Below are 21,169 nucleotides of genomic sequence, written 5' to 3'. Positions count from 1 at the left end.
GCACAGTGAACTACCCGCGCCGCCTGATCAGTTGCGCCCGTCACGACGTCGGCCTCCGCGGACTGGGCGACCCAGGGCGGCCCGCTCGTCCTGTACGCGCTCGTCTGTTATGCCGAGGGCAAGGACCCGGCGAAGTCGCCGAACATTTCGTGATCAGTGCTGAGTTCCGCGCGGCCACGGACCTCATCGTCAAAGTCTCGCTCGTGCCGGGTGACCCCGGATCCGGCCAGCCGGTCAAGGCGACCCAGGGACGGCTCCGGGGCCTCCCACCGCGCCTAAGATCCCGAGCTGAGCGGTGACATGCGGCCCTTCCATCTGCACAACGTGAGGAACCGCTGCGGGGGAGATCTACGAACTTCGCGCCGAACTGCTGCCCACGTCGTTCCTCACGCGTGAGGGCGACCGCATCCGGCTGGAGATCAACAACCAGGACTCGCTGTACACCGACGCGCAGATGACGCACTTTTGCGGGCGGAAGATCGGTACGGACACCTACCACCATGATCGGCTGCATCCCTCGACGTCGCGTCTGCACGAGCGCCCGCGTTCCTGACCCGGGAGCCGGCTTCGGCCACCGGACTCCTTTCCTGCGCCGTGCCGTGGCAGCCGACTGGCGACGGTGTCCGCTGCGGACGCCAGCGCGGCCACGCTTGATCCTCATCCGGGTGGAGCAGGCAACGGCCACACAGCAGCCAGCCGCGTCACCGACCTGACGGGAGAGCAAACCCAGAGCCTTTCCGGCGGATCCTGCCAGACACGGGGTGACTCCAACGAGCCAGCGAGCACGACCCGTTGGCCTCGGGACGATCACGCTCTGGGCAAGGCCTCTTCCGATACGGTGGATCTCGCCGACCGGACAGTCCCTCGGCAGATGTCTTGTTCACGGAGGCTGAGAGAAGGATGGACCGGGCGCTGCTGGCCGATTTTCTCCGGGCGCGCCGGGAGGTGTTGCAGCCGGAGGATGTCGGGCTTCCTCGCGGTTCGCGGCGTCGTACCGGTGGGCTGCGGCGTGAGGAGGTGGCCGCGCTGGCCGGTATGTCGGTCGATTACTACAGCCGGATCGAGCAGCAGCGTGGTCCGATGCCGTCCGAGCAGGTGCTCGCCGGGCTCGCCCGGGGGCTGCACCTCAGCCTGAGCGAGCGGGACTATCTTTTCGATCTCGGCGGGCACTCGGCGCCGCGGCGGGTCCTGCGTGACGATCACGTCAGTCCCACCATGATGCGCATCGTCGAACGGCTCGCCGATACGCCCGCGTTGGTGATGTCCCGGTTCAATGAGACGCTGCTGCAGACCCGGCCGGCGGTCGCCCTGCTGGGCGACTACACCCGCTTCAGCGGACTGTCCCGCTACCTGGTCTACCGCTGGTTCACCGACCCGGCGCAACGCGACCTCTACCCCGTCGAGGACCACGAACTACGCGGCAGGGTCTTCACCGCGGAGATCCGGGCGGCGTACACGGCGGACCCCACGGGCAAGGCCGGTGAGATCGTCTCCGCCCTGCTGGAAGCCAGCCCGGAATTCGCCGTGGTCTGGCGGCTGCACGAGGTGGATGTCACCCACCACAACGACCTCAAACGTTACCGGCATCCCGAGTTGGGTGAGCTGGAGCTGTACTGCCAGCGCCTGGTCGACCCCGACCAGGCCCAGGAACTGCTGGTCTTCTCCGCCACACCCGGCTCACCCAGCTACCAGAAGCTTCAACTCCTGCCCGCCGTGAAGGACTACTGATCTCTTCGGGGTGTTGTCGGCTGGTGGGTGAGGGTGAGTCTGGTGCCGTTGAGGCAGCCGTCGATGAGGTCGGGGCGGTGCTGGATGTGGCGCAGGCCCCGGCGGAGAGTGCGTTCGAGGTGGTCGTCGTCGGTGAAGGCGACATTGGCCAGCGGCCCCCGTCGTAACAGCGACCAGATGCCCTCGACCGGGTTCAGGTCCGGTGTGTAGGAGGGCAGTTGGACGATGGTGAGCCAGTCGTGGGTGTCCGCGTACTGGCGCATCCCGGCGGCGAGGTGGGTGTTGAGGTTGTCCCAGATGAGGACGATGGGGGCGTTGAGCTGGATGTGGGCACGCACGACCAGGTCGCGGTAGTCGCTCCAGGCGAAGCTGTTGCGTCCTTTGCCGCGGTGCTTGCGGTGCCGGCGCGGCCGGTAGATCAACCGGGATACGTCGCCCGGCCGGTAGCAGCACATCGCGGCGATCGAGATGCGGCGCCAGGACCGGCCGCGCACCCGCACCACCGGCGTGCAGCCACGCCGGCTCCAGGTGCGAGCGCGCGACGGGGTCATCGCGAACCCGGCCTCGTCCTCGAAGACGACGTAAGCCCCCAGCGCCGCCGCAGTCATTCCACCTGCGGCCACACATCCTTCTTCCACAACTCGACCGCATGCTCATCGCGCTCCACAGCCCGGCGGGCGGGAGACTGCCAGGACCAGCCGTGTCGGTGCAGCAGCCGCCACACCGCCGCCATCGAGCAGTCGACCTTGAACTTCCAGGCGATCACCGCTCTGATCCGCGCCACGGTCCAGCGCTGGTCCTCCCAGCCGTGCACAGCCGGCCCGCGCGCCAACTCCTTCTCCAGCCCGGCGAACTGGCCATCGGAGAGCTTGGGCAGTTTCGGCGGCCCCGTGGAGGCCAGGGCAGCCATCCCGCCCTGCCGCCAGGCCCGCCGCCAGCGCTCCACCGACCGCTCACTGACCCGCAGATCCTTCGCGATCACCACGTTCTTCTCACCGCGGGCGAACCGCTCACCCGCCTCGAACCGGATCTGTTCGCGAAACCGCCGCCGCTCCGCGGTCAGTCCGCCGCCCTGCGCGTATCGCATACCCCCGGCGTACCGCAGGGATCACCACACGTCACCACCCCCGACAACAATCCGAGGAGATCAGTAACTGTATGAGCGCCGACTTCACCGACATACGGTCCTCATACAGGTGACGCCCGGCGTCAGCTCGCCGAGGTGACCGGGGCGTCGACGAGGATGGATGGGTCCGTGGCCTCGGTCCTGAGATAGCCGGCGCCCCGCCGATCGACACGGCCAGACCCGCATGACGACCACTCGTTCCACCGGACGGGCAACCGCCGTAGGGGCGTCACGCTCATGGCCGCGATTCCGGCTGTGATGATAGTCGCCGTCTCGACGGCCCGCCGTACGCACGCCGATCAAGGCATTCCACGGCTACGTTCGCGGACTCGCCCGTGCCCGTGCCCCGGTGACCCGGTGCCCGGGGCCCGGTGCCATCGAACGAACACCCGGCGCTGTGTGACGACAAGCCAGTCATCTCCACCTGCACCGCTTGGTCAGCCACGGACAACTTGTCCGTGGATAAGTACGGCCTTCATCCGGGTTCTGATCCACGCCACGCTTGATCTGTCGAACACGGGAGGTCGAGATGGACCGGGCGCTGCTGGCCGATTTTCTCCGGGCACGCCGGGAGGTGTTGCAGCCGGAGCATGTCGGGCTTCCTCGCGGTTCGCGGCGTCGTACCGGTGGGCTGCGGCGTGAGGAGGTGGCCGCGCTGGCCGGTATGTCGGTCGATTACTACAGCAGGATCGAGCAGCAGCGTGGTCCGATGCCGTCCGAGCAGGTGCTCGCCGGGCTCGCCCGGGGGCTGCACCTCAGCCTGAGCGAGCGGGACTATCTTTTCGATCTCGGAGGGCACTCGGCGCCGCGGCGGGTCCTGCGTGACGATCACGTCAGCCCCACCATGATGCGCATCGTCGAACGGCTCGCCGATACGCCCGCGTTGGTGATGTCCCGGTTCAATGAGACGCTGCTGCAGACCCGGCCGGCGGTCGCCCTGCTGGGCGACTACACCCGCTTCAGCGGGCTGTCCCGCTACCTGGTCTACCGCTGGTTCACCGACCCGGCGCAACGCGACCTCTACCCCGCCGAGGACCACGAACTACGCGGCAGAGTCTTCACCGCGGAGATCCGGACGGTGCACACGGCGGACCCCACGGGCAAGGCCGGTGAGATCGTCTCCGCCCTGCTGGAAGCCAGCCCCGAGTTCGCCGTGGTCTGGCGGTTGTGCGAGGTGGATGTCACCCACCACAACGACCTCAAACGCTACCGGCATCCCGAGTTGGGTGAGCTGGAGCTGTACTGCCAGCGCCTGATCGACCCCGACCAGGCCCAGGAACTGCTGGTCTTCTCCGCCACACCCGGCTCACCCAGCTACCAGAAGCTTCAACTCCTGCCCGCCGTGGGCGCTTAAGGCATCGCCGTTCGGCCGGCCTGCTCACCCGTAAAGAGTCGTTGCTTCGCATTTTGAAGCAAGGCATGACCCAAGAGTGCTTCGAAAACGAAGCACCTCGCGTATATCGAAAGACGAGGATTTCCCATGAAGGCAGTGCGTTTCCACGAGTACGGCGACCCGAGCGTCCTGCGTTACGAGGACGTCGAGCAGCCCGTCCCCGGCGCCGGGCAGGTTCTGATCCGGGTCGCCGCGACATCGTTCAACGGCGTCGACGGCAACATCCGCGGGGGCTTCATGCAAGGCCCCATCCCGGTGGCGCTCCCCCACACTCCCGGCGTCGACGTCTCCGGCACGGTCGACGCGCTGGGTGAGGACGTGGCCGGCCTCGAAGTCGGCGACCCGGTTGTCGGCTTCCTGCCGATGGCGGGCGACGGCGCGGCCGCGGAGTACGTGGTGGCTCCGGCCGGGATTTTGACGCCGGCGCCTCGGAGCATTCCGCTGCCCGATGCCGCCGCGCTGCCGTTGGTGGGTCTGACTGCCTGGCAGGCCCTGTTTGATCACGCGAAGCTGACGGCGGGGCAGCGCGTGCTCATCAACGGTGCGGGCGGCGCGGTCGGCGGCTACGCCGTGCAGCTGGCCAAGAACGCCGGCGCCTACGTGATCGCCACGGCCGGCCCGCGCAGCAGCGAGCACGTCGAGGCGGCGGGTGCCGACGAGGTCGTCGACCACACCGCCACCGAGGTGAGCGCGGCGGTGACCGAGCTGGTCGACGTCGTGCTCAACCTCGCGCCGATCGACCCGGCGCAGCTGGCCGCGCTGCCCGCCCTGATCCGTTCCGGTGGAGTGCTGGTGAACACCACGGTGTGGATGCCTGCGCCCAGCGACGAACGACGCGGCGTGCGCGGCATCGACCTCTTCGTCAACAGCGACGCCGAACAGCTGTCGCGGCTGGTGGCGTTGGTCGACTCCGGCGAGCTGCGCGTCGACGTGACGCAGCGAGTGCCGCTGGCGCAGTTGCCGACAGTCCACGCCCAGGCCGGCACGGGCGAACTGCACGGCAAGGTCGTCATCGTCGCGCCTGCCGCCTGACACGGCTTCGAAAGGAAACGACCACGCCCCTATCCCTGGATGCGGAGATTGCCAGGCGCTGGCCCCGATGGCCGTGGCCGCCGGGTTCCAGCTCGACCCGGCGTTCCACCACGCCCCACACGGCATGCGCCTGATGCAGGAGAACGTGCCGGCCATGGCCATGAGCGCCCGGTCCTTTGTCAACGCCGTCGAACTGGGCAAGCACGCGCACGTGCGGTAACCGGTAGCGCCTTCCGCGATCCGTCCGGCCGGCACCACGTTCACCGTCACCAGGCCGCAGCAGACATGCCGGTACGGGGGCAACCTGACGGTCCCCGTCCCGGCGTACACCCTCCCGAGCCGCGCGAGCTGTCCACCCAGCAGTGGCCGCGACGGTCGACGACTCCGCCCCGGATCCTCACCTGACCGACCTTTGAAGGAGACAACCCCGATGATCCCCGACGACGACCCCTCCCGCCCGCTGACCGTGGCGGACCCCGACGATCCCGGCACGACGTACATCTCTCTGGTGGGCAACACGTACGCCATGCTGATCACCGGCGAGCAGACCAATGGCCGGTACTGCCTGATCGACATGCGCGTCCCCGACGGCGGCGGCCCGCCGCCGCACCGGCACGACTTCGAGGAGATGTTCACGATCCTCGAGGGCGAGATCGAGTTCACTTTCCGCGGCGAGAAGCACACCGTAGGGGCCGGGTCCACGATCAACATCCCGGCCAACGCGCCGCACAACTTCCGCAACGCTTCAGGTGCGCAGGCCCGCATGCTGTGCATGTGCACCCCCGCCGGCCAGGACGAGTACTTCCTGCGCATCGGCGATGTCGTCGCGGGCAAGGACGCGCCGCCGCCCCAACTGTCGGAGGACGAGCTCGCGGAGCGCCGCCGCCTCGCGGCCGAGTTGGCCTCGACCTACCGGAGCGAGTTCCTGTGACTCACGGTGCCGGCAAGCACGGCACCGGTCGACAGGGTGAGGTTCCCCGCCCGAACTGGACAGCCCGGACCCCCAAGACGTTCGGGTCCAGGAGGCGCAGTCCAGGTTGAGTGGCAGGAGCACATGAGCCTAGAGGGCCGGCGCGCACTGCAGCCTCCTGCGCGTCGGCCGCCGCCTCCCGCACCCTCCTCGCGGAGCTTTTCCCTTGCGCAAGCCCGCTTCAAGGCAAGGGTGACGCTGATGAGCCCGAGGACTGCGGGTGTGGCAGATTCTTGCTGATGAAGCGTTGAAGCACGCTCCGTGTGGAAGGTGGTGTTCACGAGGCAGGAGAGGAGAACAGTGATGGACTGGACACTTGACGAGGAATTCGAGACCCCTGAAGGGGTCGTGCGGTGGGGGACCTTGGGTAGCGGAGACCCACTCGTACTGGTGCACGGCACGCCGTATTCCTCCTTCCTCTGGCGGGACGTCGCTCCAGCGCTCGCCCGTACCCGCAAGGTCTTCTTCTTCGACCATCTCGGCTTCGGCCAGTCGGACCAGCGCGAGGGCCAGGACCTGAGCCTGGCGGCCCACTCGAGGAACTTCGCCCAGCTCCTTGACCACTGGGAGCTGCCCCGCCCCAGCGTCGTGGCTCACGACATCGGCGGGGCGGTGGCGCTTCGGACCCTGCTGTTGGAGGAGAGGAGCTACCGGGACCTGACCCTCTTCGACGCGGTGAGCGGCGGCGAGTGGGAGCGAGGGCTCTTCCAGCTCTTCCTGGAGCACGAGGAGGTCTTCCGTAAGCTTCCGGGCTACGCGCACGAAGCGCTGGTCGCCAGTCACCTGCGGCACGCCACGCACGCCGGCTTCCGGCCAGGGGTCCTCGACGTCTTCCTCGCACCGTGGCGGGGGGACTCAGGGCAAGCGGCGTTCTACCGTCAGTACAGCCAGATCAGGCAGGCGGACACGGTCGCGTACGAGCACTTGTTGGGCAGTATGTCGATTCCGCTACGGCTCGTCTGGGGCCGCGAGGACCGCATTCTCCCTCCGAAGTACGCCGAGTGGCTGCACGAACGCGTTCCGCACGCGGAGCTGCACTGGATCGAGGGTGCCGGCCACCTTCTCCAGGAAGACGCTCCGGGCCAGCTGTTGGCCTGGCTGACAGCTGGCTTCCCATCAGCCTGAGCTGCGTGACGCGCGACGGTGGCGATCCGGCCCCAAGACACCCGCGAGCACAGGGCACCGTCGCATGTGCGGGGGCGCGCCGCCGGACTCACTGCCCGGCGGAACGGGACGGGGCCGGGGGTGAGGCATCGGACGAAATCTGGCGCCAAGGATCTGTCGACCCTGGTGGGCGGCTGACGGTGCGTCGGCTCCGGGACGGGTCTGAAGTCGTCCCACAGATAACGCCCTATTATCTGCGGGAGCTTGATCCGTCACCTGCGGTGATCTTCTCCGGGCCGTACGTGAAGCGACCCTGTTCTCCGTGGCAAGGGGGAAGCGGTACCCACCGTTGCGCAACTGCCGGCCGGGAAGGCGTTGACCGTTCGCGCCGCGGCCGACGCGTTCCTCGGCTGGCTCCGCAATCCGAACACGGTCCGCAGCTACGCGACCGGCGTCGGCGACATCGCCGAGCGGATCGCTGGGGCCCGCACGCTGGGGTCGGTCGCGGACGACGAGATCGGCGAGGCCCTGGAACTGCTTCGCTGGAGACCGTGTACTGGGACGCCGGCACCGCCGCCCCCTGCCCCGGCTCCTCAAAGGCCGCACCCGTGGGCCAGTGTTCGACACCCACCGCCGTCGAGGTCCGGGAAAGGTCGTCAACCTTCGCGATGTCGACACCCGCCGCTGAAACTGTCGCTGCCCCGGCAGAGTGGGCCGCGCGGGCGGGGCCGTTCGGGTGGCGAGGGATGAGCGATGAGGCCGCCGATCAGGGGAAACGGCGTCAGCCTTCGCGGCTGGGGAGCATGGCCAGGGCCTGGGATCGCTGCGCGACGAGGTCGTCGTAGGTGCCGTCGCGCTCGGCCCAGCGGTGCGTGAGGACCTTTTTCACGAGGATCTCGCGGGGGGTGGGGTCCTGCGAGAGCAGGTGCATGACCTCGGTGACGAAGTCGTCGAGCGGCAGCGCGTGCGGGTTCACCTTTTCCTGTCCTGCCGTGGCGACGGCCGGGGGGACGAGCTCGACGACGCCGATGCCGGTGCCGTCGAGCTGCGCGCGCAGCGCCTCTGAGTAGGCGTGCACTGCGGCCTTCGAGGCGGCGTAGCTGGGCATGGGCGGGAACGGCAGGAAGGCGATTCCGGAGGTGACGGTGATGAAGGTGCCGGCGCCCCGGTGGACCAGGTGGGGAGTGAAGGCGTCGATGACCCGGATGGTGCCGAGCAGGTTGGTGTCGATCGTCGTTGCTGCCGCCTCGAAGTGCGCGGGGTCGTGCAGGTCCTCCAGGAGCATGACCCCCGACATGGTCACCACGGTGTCCAGCTCGGGGTACCGGGCGAGCACGGCATCACGAAAGGATTCGACGGAGACACTGTCCGTGACGTCGATACCAAACGTGCCGAAGCCTTCTTCGGCGAGTTCCGAGAGTGCCTCCGAGCTGCGGCCGCCAACGGCCACGGTGCTGCCCACTGCGGCGAACCGGCGAGCCAGCTCTCGCCCGATACCCGAGGTTCCGCCGACGATGAGAACGGTGCGGTTGGAGAGCTCCACGAGGTCTTTCCTTCAGTTCAGGGCGCCGACAGTATTCAGGCCCGGCGCGGACTGGGATGTTCTCTGCCTCTGTCAAAACAGTGCTCCTGCAGTCTTGACGGAATCTGCCGGGTGTGGCAGGGCCCCGATCTTCCCTGGTCCTGTCAGGGCCCCCTCTGCGACACGCACACCGCAATACAGTGGCGGTATGAAGGATGAGGAATCCGGCAACCGGCTCGGCAGCTACCTTCGTGCCCGACGTGAGCTGGTCTCCCCGGCACAGGCAGGACTCCCGCCCGGCGGCAACCGCCGCGTGCCCGGCCTGCGCCGTGAGGAAGTCGCCCTGCTCGCCGGAATCAGTCCCGACTACTACCTGCGCCTGGAACGGGGCCGTGACAAGAACCCCTCACCGCAGGTCCTCGAATCACTCGCGCGCGTCCTGCAGCTCGACGACATCGAACGGACGTATCTGCTCGGCCTCGCGACGGCACGCCTCAGAGCGCCGCGCCGCAAGCGGCCCGAGCACGTGCCGCTGCGAGTGCACGAACTCCTCGCCCACCTTCAGATCCCCGCCTTCGTCGAAGGGCGCGCGTTCGATGTCCTGGCCTCCAATCCCATGGCCATCGCGCTCTCCCCTCGGCTGCGGCCCGGCCTGAACCGGCTGCGTTCCCTCCTCCTCGACCCTGAGGAACAGGCCTTCCACCAGGACTGGACCAAAGCCACCGCCGATTTCGTCGCCGCCCTTCGCACCACCATCGGGGACGACACCGACAACCCCCGCTTCGTCGAGCTCGTCGGAGAACTCGCACTGTCCAGTCAGCGGTTCCGCGCCCTGTGGGCCCGCCATGACGTCCGCAGTCTCGACGGAGGCACGACCACGGTCCACCACCCCGTCGTCGGTGAACTACGCCTCCACCGCGACAAACTCCCCATCGACGATGTCATCCTCGTCGTCTACTACCCCGACAAGGACAGCGACAGCGACGAGAAACTGCGGCTCCTCGCCGCACTCTCACACACCGAATCCACCGGCACAGCACACGACAGACCGGCGGACGACCCGCGTCCAAAGAGGCCCTGAAGAACACACGTCGTCCCAGCGCCGCAACCAGAAGGCCCGCACCCTTCCGCACGCCCGGTGCAACTCTCCCCGGACGGGCCCATGTTGATGGCCACCGGCGTCCCGGCGCACGTGGACGGCCGCCTGCTCGCCATCACCGAACAGGCAGGCGGACGGCTCGTCAACCCCGACCGCATGGAGCACTACACCGAGGGCCTCAGGAACTACGACCCGATCTGGCCGAACCACGGCATCCGCATCCTGCCCGGCCCATCCTCGATGTGGTTCGACGCCACCGGCAGCAGATCGGCGTCCAGGGTCTCAAGGAACTCGGTCACGGCGACGAGCGTCGCGTGCAGCGCACCGCGTTATGGCTGCTCTGCGTCGGCGTCTGCCGTGCGGTCTACAGGCTGCGGCCTCGCCTGCGCAGGGAGGCGAAGAGGGCGGGCCGGTGTGTCGAAGGTGTAGGCGGCTGCGTCGAATTGGCTCAGGCGGCGCACGAGTCGTCCGGTGGACCACGGCCAGGCAAAAGTGTTCTGCCCGCTGGAGGTGAAGTAGTAGCTGGTGCAGCCGCCTGTGTTGTAGACCGTGGTGGCGAGCGCCTCCTGGACGGCGGTGTTGTGCGCGCTCTGTGCGGTCGGCCGCACGTGCAGGCTGCGGTGTCCGCTTTGGTCGAGGTAGACCATGGCAGCGATGAGGTAGGTCAGCTGGGCTTCCAGGACCGTGATCGCGGAGGTGGAGCCGCCGAGCAGGTTGGGTCCCAGAAGCAGGAAGAGGTTGGGGAAGCCGCTCACGGTGGTGCCCAGGTATGCCTGCGGTTCACCGCCCCAGGCTTCGTCGAGTGTCTGGCCGTTCGTGCCGTGCAGGGCTGCGGCCAGCGGCAGCTCACCCACGTGGAAGCCCGTGGCCTCGATGAGCACGTCGGTGTGGACGGTGGTGCCGTCGTCGCCGACGATCTCGTTGCCGCGCACGGCACTCACGGCGGTGGGATGCAGGCGCACGTGTGGCTGGGACAGGGCCCGGTAGAAGGTGCTCGAGGTCAGAAGACGCTTGCAGCCCAGCCGGTAATCCGGTGTCAGGTGCCGGCGTAACTGCCCGTCGCGGACCGCGAGGCGCAGGTGTGCGCGGGAGCCCGCCTCGAGAAGGCGGGCGGCCTGCGGGTGGCGGAAGGCGTAACCGAACCCCTCTTGCAGGGCGTACTGGCCGACGCGCAGGACGCTGCGTACGCCGGGGAGGCAGTCCGTCAGCCGGTTGAGCGCCCGGGGTACCGGCAGATCGGGCTTGGGCAGCACCCACTGAGCAGTGCGCTGGAAGAAGTCCACGGCCGCAGCCTGTGCCTCGATGGCCGGGAGGATCTGGACGGCGGAGGCACCGCCGCCCACTACGGTCACCCGCCGCCCGGTCAGGTCGACGCTGTGGTCCCAGCCGGCGGTATGGAACACGGGACCGTCGAAGTCCTCGATCCCGGGAACCTCCAAGCGGCGCGGGACGTGCCACGGGCCGATGGCCAGGACCAAAACCGCCGCGCTGTAGGGCCCGTCGCTGGTCTCCAGCAGCCAGCGGCCGGCCGCCTCGTCCCAATGAGCCCCCAGCACCTCGACGCCGCAGCGCAGCACGTCACCGAGCCGGTACCGCTCGGCTGTCGCCTGCAGATAGCCGAGGATCTCCCGCTGTCCGGCGAAGACCCTGCTCCACGCTGTATCCGGTGTGAAGGAGTAGCTGTAGAGCGTCGAGGGCACGTCACAGGCGCAGCCCGGGTAGGTGTTCTCCCTCCAGGTGCCGCCGAGTTGCGTCCCTTTCTCCAAAACGAGGACGTCGTCGAACCCTGCCTCGCGAAGCCGTACGGCGGCCCCGATCCCGGAGAACCCCGCTCCCACGACCACGGCCCGCACATCCCTGCCAGCCGGCGCCCTCTGCGCCGGGATCACAGCGACGCTCCAGCCGTGCGGTCGGCGCACAGGCCACGTCCCGCACACAGCTCTCGCGGAGCCGTTCGGCAAGCGGCCCGCGACAACTGCGCTGGAGGAGTGGCCGCTTGGGCAGCGGCGTGGGACAGCAAGGGGATCGGGGACGAGTTCCCCTTGAGTGGTGTGATCACCTACCGCCAACGATCACGACGCCACAACGTCACCCCAGGGGTCTGCACGCCGACGTGGTGGCCGGGATCCGCGGGGCCCTCGTGGCGGGCACCTTCGACGATGACGTCATCGTGCTGGAGGCCGGCAAGGCGGGCCCAGACGGCTGGGCGGGCGCCGAACGTCAACGCTGGCGCGCACCGGAGCCCTTGAATCTGGACCCGGCCCAGGTGATCCCCTTGACTGCGCGTCGCGTCGCCCGTGCTTTGCCCGCCGACCAGCGTTTACACGGCGGTACGGGCCTGCTCGGAAAGCCCCGGCACAGGCGGCGACGTCAACTGCCCGTCCAGGCCCACGAACACGAAGCAGCGCCGCCACTTGTGAGGGCGCCAGCTCCACCAACCGCTCCCCCGGCCCCGGCCCGCAAGGCGTCGGAGCCGGCCGGACGCCGGCGTAGGCGAGCAGGTCGTGCCCGGCTGCCGACAGGCGTAACGCCCAGCGCACCGGACGGCCCTCCCAGCCGACAACTCCGCACGCGTCTCGCGGCCGGCCGTCTCCACCAGCCTCTGCCCCGCCAGAAGGCGGGCACTGCGCTGCGGCGACGGCGACTCCTGACCATGGCTCTCGGGCTCGCCCCCCACCCCACCACCCCCGCCGCGCCCTCCAGCAGTCCCTGCCACGCCGCACCGGGCGATCTTCCCCGGACACCGCGATACCCCGCAGACCGCCAACCCGTCCACCTCCACGTCTCCTCCCCCGCATCCCTGGCCGACATCGACGAGACCACCGATGTGCCCTGCCGCACCCAGGACCCCGAGGTGTTCTTCGCAGAGTCCCCGAAGACGTCAAGAAGGCGAAGCGTCCGTGCGCAGGCTGCCTCAAAGCCGCCCGGCCGGCTCGCCCTCCTCCCATCTGGGTGCCGGCGTGATCACCAGAGCGCTGTCGCTCAGCTCCGCGGCCGTCGAGGAGGCCACCGGAAGGTCGATCAGCATCTGGGCCGCACCGTCGGCGCTGTTGCCGGTCAGCGTGCCGTCCGAGGACACGGGCAGCTCCGTTGTAGCCGTCTGAACCGCAAAGTCCTCGGTCTCCGCCTTCTCCGCATCCTCCTGCTCGACGTAGCCGGCCAGGGTGTCGTCCTCGCCGGCGATCTCCTCGTCCAGTTCGTCGGTCTCCCCCAGCCGTCGGCGGGGTGCAGGAGGTTCGCGAAGCAGGTTTCGGCGGTCTCATCGACGAACAGGACGGACAGCGTTCCGTCGACGTTGCCGGTCCGGAAGGTGTGTCCACCCCGTCCAACCACCAGACGCCGGCGGCGCTCTTCACTCGATCAGTCACCTTGTGCCTGATCTGGGGGTAGCGTCCTCGATATGGACTTTCGCACCACCGTTGAGCGCGCTCAACGCCTCAAGCAGCTGCACGCCGAGTACCAGCCGCTCGTGCTGCCGACCGTCTGGGACGTCTGGTCCGCGCGGACGGCAGCCGACGCCGGGTTCTCCGCGCTGACGGTCGGCAGTCATCCGCTCGCCGACTCCCGGGGAGCCGACGACCACGAGGGGCAGACCTTCGAGGAGGTACTCGCCGCCGTCAGGCCGATCATCGCGGCAGTCGACGTCCCCGTGTCCGTGGACCTGGAAGCCGGGTACGGACAAAAGCCAGCGGATCTCATCGCCGGGCTCACCGAAGTCGGCGGCGTCGGTCTCAACATCGAGGACACCGTCCACTCGGACGGCGGACGCCTGCGCAGCACGCAGGAACACGCGAACTACATCGCCGGCCTGCGCGCGGCGGCTGACGACGCGGGGATCCCCGTCTGGGTCAACGGGCGCACCGACCTCTTCCTGCACGCGAAGGACGCTTCCACCGTCATCGACGAGGCGATCGAGCGACTGCGGGCCCTGGAGCAGGCCGGCGCCGACAGTGTCTACCCGGTGGGTATTCAGGACAACGACGACCTGCTGACGGCGGTGACCGGCGCCGTGGCCATTCCCGTGAACTCCACAGCCCACCCCGTCAAGCACGATCTTGAGCGCTTCCGCCGCCTCGGCGTCGGCCGGATCACCTACGGCCCGTTGCTGCAATTCGCGTTGACGGATGCAATGAAGGACATGCTCAGCCCGTGGGCGCCCTAACGAGCTGGTGCACGGTGAGCGGTGAGGGGTCGCGTTCTGATCGATCATGGTCGGGTGGCGGGAAACGCGTTTCGTGCAGCGATCATCAGCGACCGGAGGGTTACGGGCCTGCCGGGACGACAACGCCGCAATCAACCTCGCCGCCTCGCGGCCGAGCCGCGCATTTCACGGATGTAGACCCAGCCGGTGTCCCGCCGCATGCCCCGGGCGTACAACCCGTCCCAGACCACGAACACGATCACTGCGGCCACCACAAACGCCACCGACGGACCGACCTGGCGCCGCAGGTTCGCCCCGTTCCGAGTGTGACGGGCGCGCACGCACGTTGTTCCGAGCATGAGGGGCGCGTACGCACGTTGTTCCGAGCGTGAGGGGCGCGTGCGCCGTGCAAGAGCCGCCGGTTCGCGCACGTCGTGCACGAACCGAACCACCGGCCAGTCACTGCCGCACGAAGATCGTATGATCTGTGCGCCAGGCGGCTCTGCAGTGCCTTGTCCACAGGAACTCTGGCCGGTTCAAGACCGACAGGACGCATCTTTTGACGCGGTCCGACTGACTGCTCGACTACGACTCCCGGAGAACCACATGCGTCGCCCACCCTTGTCGGTCGCTGTCGCCACCCTTGTCGCCACCCTCCTGTGCGCCGGCTGTTCCACGGCCAACACCGGGAGTGATGACAGATCTGCTGCGTCGTCCTCGGCCGAACACCGCTCTGCCGTGCGGGCCGCCGTTGTAACTATCCGCCAGGACACGGCCCACATCGACCAGAAGATCGAAATCACGGACGACGGCACGGCGTACACGCTCACCGTCACCGGCGGCTTCGACTTCGCCGGGGACCGGGGCCACATCGCGGTCGACTTCCCCGGCGGCGCCATCAGTCATAGCGAAGAGACCTTCGCGGACGACAAGATCTACGTTACCGGCACCCACGGAGCCACCAAAGGCAAGTGGGGAGTCATGCCCCGGGACAAGGCCGAGGCTCACTATGCGCTGAGGGCCCCGCTGAACGACCCCGAGCATGTCCTGAAGCAGGTCTCCGCGATGCGCCAGGTCTCCCGGGAGGGCGAAGAGAGTATCCGCGGTGTGTGAGCCGTTCACTACCGCGGCATGCTCGACCACGGCACGCTCACCCTACGGATGGCACAGCGCGTGCGGAAGAAGACGGACCAGGCCCGTGACATGCTCGGCAGCGACCTGCCCGTCTTCGCGGACGTGTGGGTCGATGGCCAGGGGCGAATCGCGCAGGCGCGAACCATGCTGAACATGTCGGGCCTCCGCGTGACCGTGACCACGAACCTTTCGGACTTCGGAAAGCCGGTACGAGTAAAAGTCCCGAAGGCCGAAGACACCTTGCCCCTCACCGCGGCCACCGGCGTACTGAACGGCTGAGCCGGCGGCTGTATCACCCGATGGCTGGCCGGAGGCGAGGGTGCAGCTTCGCTTTGCGATGCGGACCCCATCGCTCATCCAGGTCCGAAAGGTACTCTCGTGCTTTCCGCCCGCCGCGGCGTTCGTGACGGGGATTGGCGATCTCCTCCCCGGTCACATGCGTCAACAGGTGGTTGAGGCCGACGTCGATACCGACGGCAGTGTCGGTGACCGGGAGGTGCTGGACTGTCGGGTCCTCGCACAGCATCGAGACGAACCAGCGTCCGGCCGCATCCTGAGACACCGTCACCGTCGACGGCTTCACCCCCTCCGGCAGCGGCCGGATGAAGACGATGTCCAGTGGCTCCGTCAGGTTCTCGGACTCGCTCGCGGCAGCGGCTATGACGGCGGGTTCATGGGCGAGCGAGCGCTGTTCAGGGCCACATACTGACGTCCGCCGTACGAGTTTCGGTTGGGAAGGCCGGTCAGGAGGCGACCCTCGCGGTCAGCCCGTAGTCCAGCTCCGAACCATCGACCAACACCGCCTCGACCGTACGTGTACGGGGGTCGATGTCGGCAACGATCCCTTCCCCGGCGTAGCGGGGGTAGCCCGTCTCGCCTGTCTCACCGGTCGATTCGACGACCGCCGCCCGCACAGCCGAGTCCTGTGCGGAGACTGCGTCCTTGCCCTCGATGTGTTCGGGGACGAGCAAGATGGTGAAGCGCTGAGGCTCGGTAGTCATGCTTCGGTATTTAAGTACCTCTGGCGCCAAGCGCTGCGTAGGCGCACGGCAGGTCCTACCTTTCAAGGGTGGTTGCTCTGGTCATTCGTAAGATCGGAGGGCCCAGGGGTCTGGGTATGGCTGTCACGGCGGCGCCGGTTCGACGGCTCAAAGGACTCGGCCGCCCGAGCTCCGCGACAACTCGACCGCCAATTGGGAGACGCGACTCGATCGCTGCCGTAGGACGACGTCGGCGAGGTCGTCTGGGGGTGACATGTGAGACGGCTAGTGCCGCATCAAGCCCCCTTGGAATCAATCATCCAGGGAATCGGGAGGCGCTCTACCGGCGGACCGCCGAGATCAGTCCGCCGGGCCACTCCTCGCGCTGCGGCGGGGTGCTGATAGGGCGGCCGTAGGCGGCAGCGCGCTCGCGCAGGGTGTGGCTGTCGGCCTCCCAGCCGTGCCCGGCCAGCCAACCCGCCGGGTCGTCGGGCATCTCCGAAACCCACATGGACGCCGCCGATCCCGGCGCGGCGTCCGCGCCGAAGCGCTCGATCACGCCGCGCGAGCCCAATGTCAGCCCCATCCGACTGCCTGCCGCCGACTGCGCGCTGATCCGGGCCAGCAGCAGCTCCACCGCATCCTGGGGCAGATAGATCAGTAGCCCTTCGGCGATCCACGCGGTCGGCACGGCCGGGTCGTGCCCTGCGGCGGCCAGCGCGCCCGGCCAGTCCTCACGCAGATCCACCGCGACGGTGATCCGCTCGCAGCGCGGCACGGCCCGCTCCTGGCGCAGCACCGAAGCCTTGAAGTTCAGTGGCGCGGCGGTGTCGACCTCGAACAACCGGGTGTCCTCGGGCCAGTTGATCCGGAAGGCCCGGCTGTCCATGCCGGCGCCGAGCAGCACGACCTGCCGGACCCCGGACGCGGCGGCCTGCTGCAACAGGTCGTCGAGGAACTTCGTTCGGATGACGATGGAGAACGACACGGCCATCCGGCGGCGTCGCGCGGCCTCGTCGTCGGGCAGCGGCGGCGAGGACGGCCACAGGCCGCCGGCGGTGGCGAAGGCCTGTGCCAGTGGGTCGCGGAACAGCGCGTTCTCCCGCTCGGTCTCCAGCGCCCGCACCCTGGCCACCCCCACCGCCGTGGCCCACACTCCCGACGGCTGCACCCGCTGCTGCTCATCAGTCACCGCGCCAGCCTAGGCGATCGATTTCAAGGGGGGTCTGATGAGTGAAACCGGGTTCATGCGCGGCCGGCCAGTCATGCGCGCACTGACCGAGCCATTGAAACCACCGCAGGTGAAGATCAACAGTCACCCTGGACAAGCGACCACGCGAGGTGGGCCGGAGCCCTTCTGTGGATGTCGCTTCAGTGTGAGTTCGGAAGTCACCCGGGCCGCACCTGCGTGGTCAAAGTCAAAGGGGAACAAGTTCACCGGGGCCGGTGATACGGATCGAGTAGCGCCCGACACCGACGTGGCCTCTCGACCGTGACGTCGATAGGCTCAGGCGGCCGGCGGACCGTTTCGGGCAGGCCGGATCCGCGTCCTCACCTCCGGAGACAGGTTGTCGATGCATCTGCGTCCAGGCGAGAGCGAGGCCGCTGGCTGGCGGGCGGTGACCGTGCTCGAGGTCGTCCGGCAGCTGCGCGACGCATCACCCGACGTCACCGGACGTCCGCGGGTGATCGCGATCGACGGCCGAGGCGGCGCCGGCAAGACGACCTTGGCTGAGCGGCTACGCAAGGTGGTGCCCAACTCCGCCGTCGTGCACACCGACGACATCGCCTGGAACCACGCCTACTTCGACTGGGGGCCGGTGCTTCTCGAGAACATCCTGCAACCCCTGCACCGGGGTGAGGCGGTGGATTTCCGCCCTGATGCCTGGATCAGCCACGACCGGCCGGGATCGATCACCATTTCTGCCGGTGCCGACTTCATCTGGGTCGAGGGCACCGGCATCATCCGCGAAGAGCTTGCCTCGTGGTTGGACGCCTCGGTGTGGATGCAGGGTGACCTCCATGAGCAGGAGCGCTTGTCGGTCCTCCGCGACGGCGACTCCCCCAAGCAGCTGGAGCACGTGGCGAACTGGCTGCTGGAGGAACTGCCGTTCATGCTGCGAGAACAGCCGTGGGCCCGAGCCACCATGCTCGTCGCCGGCCCTCCGCAGATCGACCACGACCCGGACACCGAGCTGGTCGTCGCCCCACCGATCGGCCTATAGATCGGCCGACGCCCTCGTTCGCGAGGAGGAGGAAGTCAGGATGCGACGAGCGCCGGCATCGCGGTGTTCACGTACGTTCAGCCCTCCCACCCCAGGGCGCCGACGCCGCCGTCGAGGGATATGACGGGCACATCCACGGCCTCGTCGACGGTCGCCAGTGCTCCGCAAGGACGCCTTCCTCCGCCTTGCAGCTGCACGCACCAGACCCCGCTCGGGTCGACCAAGAGATGCCGCATTTCGCAGTCGGGTTGATCCAGACGACGGCCCTGGTGCTGCGCCGGGGAGTTTGGCCGATGAGTTTTCAGCGGTTGTGCGGTCTACTCGTCGTCGAAGGGAGCGCATCATGCGCGAGATCATTGTTTGCACGTTCCTGACGCTGGACGGCGTCATGCAGGCGCCGGGCGGTCCGGACGAGGACGCTGAGAGCGGCTTCGAGCAGGGTGGCTGGCAGAAGCCGGTGGCCGACGACGAGGTCGGCACGGCCATCGCCGGTTGGTACGAGGATTCCGATGCGATGCTGCTCGGCCGCAAGACCTACGAGATTTTCGCGTCGTACTGGCCGACCGCCGATCCCGGCAACCCGTTCACAGAACGGATGAACCGTATGAACAAGTACGTGGCGTCTCGGACCCTGACGTCCGTCGAGTGGCAAAACTCCACGCTGCTGGAGGGCGACGTCGCGGATGCCGTACGGGAGCTGAAGGCGTCCGAGGGCGGCAACATCAACGTCGTCGGTAGCGGCGACCTCGCCCAGACCCTCATGCGGCACGGCCTGGTCGACGAGTACCGGCTGACCATCCATCCGGTGATCATCGGCACCGGCAAGCGGCTGTTCGCCGGCGGAGCGATTCCCGCTGCGCTGGAGCCGGTCAGCGTGTCGACGACGAAGGGCGGCACCATCATCGGCGTCTACCGGCCGAACGGCGAGCCCAGCTACGACAGCTACTGAGCGTTGCCTGGATCACCGAGCGGACCGATAAGAGGCCCGCGACGCGGTGCCCGGCCACGTAGATGGTCGCGGTCATCTCCTGCCGGGTGGTGATGGCGCGCCATTGCTAGTGCCGCATCAGGCAACGTTCGCCCTGTTCACGACCTCGCGGAGGGGTTCGTCGGCGGCGCGCTTGTTTCACCAGATGATGTACGACGGATCATGCTGCCCTGCTCGAGTTGTCGAGCACGATCGCGATGCGGATCTCGGGCGGGTAGAGGCTGCGCAGGTAACGGCAGGACTCCAGGAACCTGGTCCGCTTCTTCTCAGAACGGCAGGCCGTGCTCGGCTGGCTTGGACTTGGCGATCTTCTTGCTCTCCCGGGGACGCTCGCCGCGGGCGTGGAAGTGCTGCCGGTGATCACCCTGGGCTGGCAGATATATTTCGTAGCTCGATATATGCTCGATGCATGACCAGACAGAATCCGCCTTTGACGGAACCGCAGTACTTCATCCTTGCTGCACTCATGGATGGTCCGTTGCACGGTTACGGCATCATCAAGGCTGCCGAGCAGGCCACCGACGGGCGGCTCCGGATCGCTGTCGGCACTCTCTACGGCGCGCTGGAGCGGATGGAGCGGGCCGGGCTGGTGGCCGCCGGCCATGAGGAGATCGTGGACGGGCGGGCGCGGCGCTACTACCGGCTCACCGAGGACGGCACCGAGGCGCTCGGCCGGGAGGCGCTGCGGATGCAGCAGGCGGCGGCCGTCGTCATCGGACACTCGCGGGACGCCGGAGCGGCCCCGGCATGAATCGTCTGCTGCTTGCGGCCTATCCCGAGCCCTACCGTTCCCGGCAGGGAGAGGAAGTGCTGGCCTGCCTGTCCGAGGCGTATCCCGGCCGCTCCTGGCCCCCGCCGCGGGAAGTTGCCGCCCTGGTGCGCGCCGGGGTGCAGGCCCGCGCCCGTGCCGTCGTCGACGACACGGCCCGGCCGTGGTGGCTGGACGGCATCCATCTGGCCGCCCTGGCCCTCGCCGCGCTGGCGCTGGTTCCGTACTTGCAGGATGTGTGGCACTGGGCACTGCACATCGACCCCGGACAGCACGCCATCGCCTTCCACTTCTCCGGCTGGTACCCGTGGGCCGAAGGTCCCACGCGGATACGGCTGCTGCCCTACGGGCTGCTCCCGCTGGGCTGCCTGATCGCCCTGCTGCGCGGCAGACCGTGGATCGCACTGCCGGCCGCGGCAGCCATGATGTGGGCCGGCGCCACGTTCAACGGCCGCACCCTCTTCGGCGACGAGGGCAAGGCGGGCCTGGGCTACTACGGTCTCGGCGCCCCGATAACGGCCCGTGACCTGGTGCTGTCGGGGGCGCTGTGTGCCGCGTGCGCCGTGCTGGCGCTCTGCCGACCCAGCCGTCTGCGACGCCGCTCGTACCGCTGGCTGGCCCCCGTCGTGCTCGCCATGTTCGTGGCCGGGGGCCTGCACATCATCTCCGTCAGTCCGGCTTTCCAGCGCGGTTTGTTCGTCCTCGAAGTCGCCGCGCTGATCACCGCGTGGGTGGCGACGGCCGCCACCGGCGACCACCGATGGCTGATCCCCGTCGCGGCGTTCGCGATCGTCCGCACGCAGGCGATCGTCGTCCGGCCGGACGCGTTCATGCAGTCCTTTCCGGACCTGGTCGTCCTCATCCTGCTGATCGCACCCCTCCCCGCCCTGGCGATCGCTGCCCAGCGCCGACAGGGGCAGGCACTCGCCGAATAGGAGCGGACCCCCGATGGGCTGGC

22 protein-coding genes and 4 pseudogenes are annotated in these 21,169 nt (G+C 68.4%); 16 read left to right on the top strand and 10 right to left on the bottom strand.

Features of this window, described 5'->3' with window-relative positions; all coding sequences use genetic code 11:
* The first annotated feature begins 900 nt into the window (after positions 1–900).
* Complete coding sequence (locus OG985_RS44060; protein ID WP_371674027.1) at positions 901–1,728, top strand: helix-turn-helix transcriptional regulator; 828 nt, start codon at positions 901–903, stop codon at positions 1,726–1,728.
* Here OG985_RS44060 and OG985_RS44055 read toward each other — a convergent pair.
* Complete coding sequence (locus tag OG985_RS44055; protein ID WP_371674684.1) at positions 1,722–2,279, bottom strand: transposase; 558 nt, start codon at positions 2,277–2,279, stop codon at positions 1,722–1,724. The genes OG985_RS44060 and OG985_RS44055 overlap by 7 nt on opposite strands.
* Positions 2,280–2,332: 53 nt before the next feature.
* Positions 2,333–2,815: a winged helix-turn-helix domain-containing protein gene (locus OG985_RS44050; RefSeq protein ID WP_371674026.1), complete on the bottom strand. Its 483-nt coding sequence runs from the start codon at positions 2,813–2,815 to the stop codon at positions 2,333–2,335.
* Between the two features lie 568 nt (positions 2,816–3,383).
* Between OG985_RS44050 and OG985_RS44045 the strand changes: the two genes are divergently transcribed.
* The 6 genes and pseudogenes from OG985_RS44045 to OG985_RS44020 all read left to right on the top strand — a co-directional run.
* Positions 3,384–4,208 (top strand): helix-turn-helix transcriptional regulator, encoded by an 825-nt coding sequence (locus tag OG985_RS44045; protein ID WP_371674025.1) that lies wholly within the window; start codon positions 3,384–3,386, stop codon positions 4,206–4,208.
* 126 nt (positions 4,209–4,334) lie between these two features.
* Positions 4,335–5,279: an NADP-dependent oxidoreductase gene (locus tag OG985_RS44040; RefSeq protein ID WP_371674024.1), complete on the top strand. Its 945-nt coding sequence runs from the start codon at positions 4,335–4,337 to the stop codon at positions 5,277–5,279.
* 67 nt (positions 5,280–5,346) lie between these two features.
* Positions 5,347–5,499 carry a hypothetical protein gene (locus OG985_RS44035; RefSeq protein ID WP_371674023.1) on the top strand — a complete coding sequence of 51 codons (153 nt, stop codon included), beginning with the start codon at positions 5,347–5,349 and terminating at the stop codon, positions 5,497–5,499.
* A 210-nt stretch (positions 5,500–5,709) separates the two neighbouring features.
* Positions 5,710–6,210: a cupin domain-containing protein gene (locus tag OG985_RS44030; RefSeq protein WP_371674022.1), complete on the top strand. Its 501-nt coding sequence runs from the start codon at positions 5,710–5,712 to the stop codon at positions 6,208–6,210.
* A 342-nt stretch (positions 6,211–6,552) separates the two neighbouring features.
* Positions 6,553–7,374, top strand: a complete 822-nt coding sequence (locus OG985_RS44025; RefSeq protein ID WP_371674021.1) for an alpha/beta fold hydrolase — start codon at positions 6,553–6,555, stop codon at positions 7,372–7,374.
* A gap of 336 nt (positions 7,375–7,710) precedes the next feature.
* Positions 7,711–8,026: pseudogene (locus tag OG985_RS44020) on the top strand (hypothetical protein); the annotation flags it as partial.
* Positions 8,027–8,134: 108 nt separating this feature from the next.
* On the opposite strand, the gene OG985_RS44015 reads toward OG985_RS44020, so the two are convergent.
* Entirely contained in the window at positions 8,135–8,896 is a 762-nt protein-coding gene (locus OG985_RS44015; protein ID WP_371674020.1) for an SDR family oxidoreductase, read from the bottom strand.
* Between the two features lie 187 nt (positions 8,897–9,083).
* Between OG985_RS44015 and OG985_RS44010 the strand changes: the two genes are divergently transcribed.
* The gene (locus OG985_RS44010) at positions 9,084–9,956 is read left to right on the top strand and encodes a helix-turn-helix domain-containing protein (protein WP_371674019.1); all 873 of its coding nucleotides are present in this window, start codon (positions 9,084–9,086) and stop codon (positions 9,954–9,956) included.
* A 78-nt stretch (positions 9,957–10,034) separates the two neighbouring features.
* Positions 10,035–10,241 (top strand): annotated as a pseudogene (locus OG985_RS44005) (FAD-binding protein); the annotation flags it as partial.
* A 62-nt stretch (positions 10,242–10,303) separates the two neighbouring features.
* Here OG985_RS44005 and OG985_RS44000 read toward each other — a convergent pair.
* Positions 10,304–11,818, bottom strand: a complete 1,515-nt coding sequence (locus OG985_RS44000; RefSeq protein WP_371674018.1) for a flavin-containing monooxygenase — start codon at positions 11,816–11,818, stop codon at positions 10,304–10,306.
* Between the two features lie 1,070 nt (positions 11,819–12,888).
* Positions 12,889–13,053, bottom strand: a complete 165-nt coding sequence (locus OG985_RS43995; protein WP_371674017.1) for a hypothetical protein — start codon at positions 13,051–13,053, stop codon at positions 12,889–12,891.
* Positions 13,054–13,374: 321 nt separating this feature from the next.
* On the opposite strand from OG985_RS43995, the gene OG985_RS43990 reads away from it, so the two are divergent.
* On the top strand, positions 13,375–14,136 hold the full coding sequence (locus tag OG985_RS43990) for an isocitrate lyase/phosphoenolpyruvate mutase family protein (RefSeq protein ID WP_371674016.1): 762 nt from the start codon (positions 13,375–13,377) through the stop codon (positions 14,134–14,136).
* 131 nt (positions 14,137–14,267) lie between these two features.
* Here OG985_RS43990 and OG985_RS43985 read toward each other — a convergent pair whose 3' ends face one another.
* Positions 14,268–14,399 carry a hypothetical protein gene (locus OG985_RS43985; protein ID WP_371674015.1) on the bottom strand — a complete coding sequence of 44 codons (132 nt, stop codon included), beginning with the start codon at positions 14,397–14,399 and terminating at the stop codon, positions 14,268–14,270.
* Positions 14,400–14,721: 322 nt separating this feature from the next.
* Here OG985_RS43985 and OG985_RS43980 point away from each other — a divergent pair, with 322 nt between their 5' ends.
* On the top strand, positions 14,722–15,228 hold the full coding sequence (locus OG985_RS43980; RefSeq protein WP_371674014.1) for a hypothetical protein: 507 nt from the start codon (positions 14,722–14,724) through the stop codon (positions 15,226–15,228).
* A gap of 18 nt (positions 15,229–15,246) precedes the next feature.
* Positions 15,247–15,528 carry a hypothetical protein gene (locus OG985_RS43975; RefSeq protein ID WP_371674013.1) on the top strand — a complete coding sequence of 94 codons (282 nt, stop codon included), beginning with the start codon at positions 15,247–15,249 and terminating at the stop codon, positions 15,526–15,528.
* 115 nt (positions 15,529–15,643) lie between these two features.
* Here OG985_RS43975 and OG985_RS43970 read toward each other — a convergent pair.
* The 3 genes and pseudogenes from OG985_RS43970 to OG985_RS43960 all read right to left on the bottom strand — a co-directional run.
* Positions 15,644–15,880, bottom strand: a pseudogene (locus OG985_RS43970) (RNA-guided endonuclease TnpB family protein); the annotation flags it as partial.
* Positions 15,881–15,992: 112 nt separating this feature from the next.
* The gene (locus OG985_RS43965) at positions 15,993–16,250 is read right to left on the bottom strand and encodes a hypothetical protein (protein WP_371674012.1); all 258 of its coding nucleotides are present in this window, start codon (positions 16,248–16,250) and stop codon (positions 15,993–15,995) included.
* A gap of 319 nt (positions 16,251–16,569) precedes the next feature.
* Positions 16,570–17,421: a class I SAM-dependent methyltransferase gene (locus OG985_RS43960; protein ID WP_371674011.1), complete on the bottom strand. Its 852-nt coding sequence runs from the start codon at positions 17,419–17,421 to the stop codon at positions 16,570–16,572.
* A gap of 382 nt (positions 17,422–17,803) precedes the next feature.
* Here OG985_RS43960 and OG985_RS43955 point away from each other — a divergent pair, with 382 nt between their 5' ends.
* Entirely contained in the window at positions 17,804–18,454 is a 651-nt protein-coding gene (locus OG985_RS43955; protein WP_371674010.1) for a uridine kinase, read from the top strand.
* Positions 18,455–18,797: 343 nt separating this feature from the next.
* Positions 18,798–19,403, top strand: a complete 606-nt coding sequence (locus tag OG985_RS43950) for a dihydrofolate reductase family protein (RefSeq protein WP_371674009.1) — start codon at positions 18,798–18,800, stop codon at positions 19,401–19,403.
* A 211-nt stretch (positions 19,404–19,614) separates the two neighbouring features.
* Here OG985_RS43950 and OG985_RS43945 read toward each other — a convergent pair.
* A pseudogene (locus OG985_RS43945) lies at positions 19,615–19,707 on the bottom strand (transposase); the annotation flags it as partial.
* A gap of 144 nt (positions 19,708–19,851) precedes the next feature.
* Here OG985_RS43945 and OG985_RS43940 point away from each other — a divergent pair.
* Positions 19,852–20,193 carry a PadR family transcriptional regulator gene (locus OG985_RS43940; protein ID WP_063731093.1) on the top strand — a complete coding sequence of 114 codons (342 nt, stop codon included), beginning with the start codon at positions 19,852–19,854 and terminating at the stop codon, positions 20,191–20,193.
* On the top strand, positions 20,190–21,146 hold the full coding sequence (locus tag OG985_RS43935) for a hypothetical protein (protein WP_371674008.1): 957 nt from the start codon (positions 20,190–20,192) through the stop codon (positions 21,144–21,146). Before OG985_RS43940 ends, OG985_RS43935 begins: the two co-directional genes overlap by 4 nt.
* Positions 21,147–21,169 lie beyond the last annotated feature (23 nt).

The organism is Streptomyces sp. NBC_00289 (assembly GCF_041435115.1).
Taxonomy (GTDB): domain Bacteria; phylum Actinomycetota; class Actinomycetes; order Streptomycetales; family Streptomycetaceae; genus Streptomyces.
This window is presented reverse-complemented; position numbering and strand designations above follow the sequence as displayed.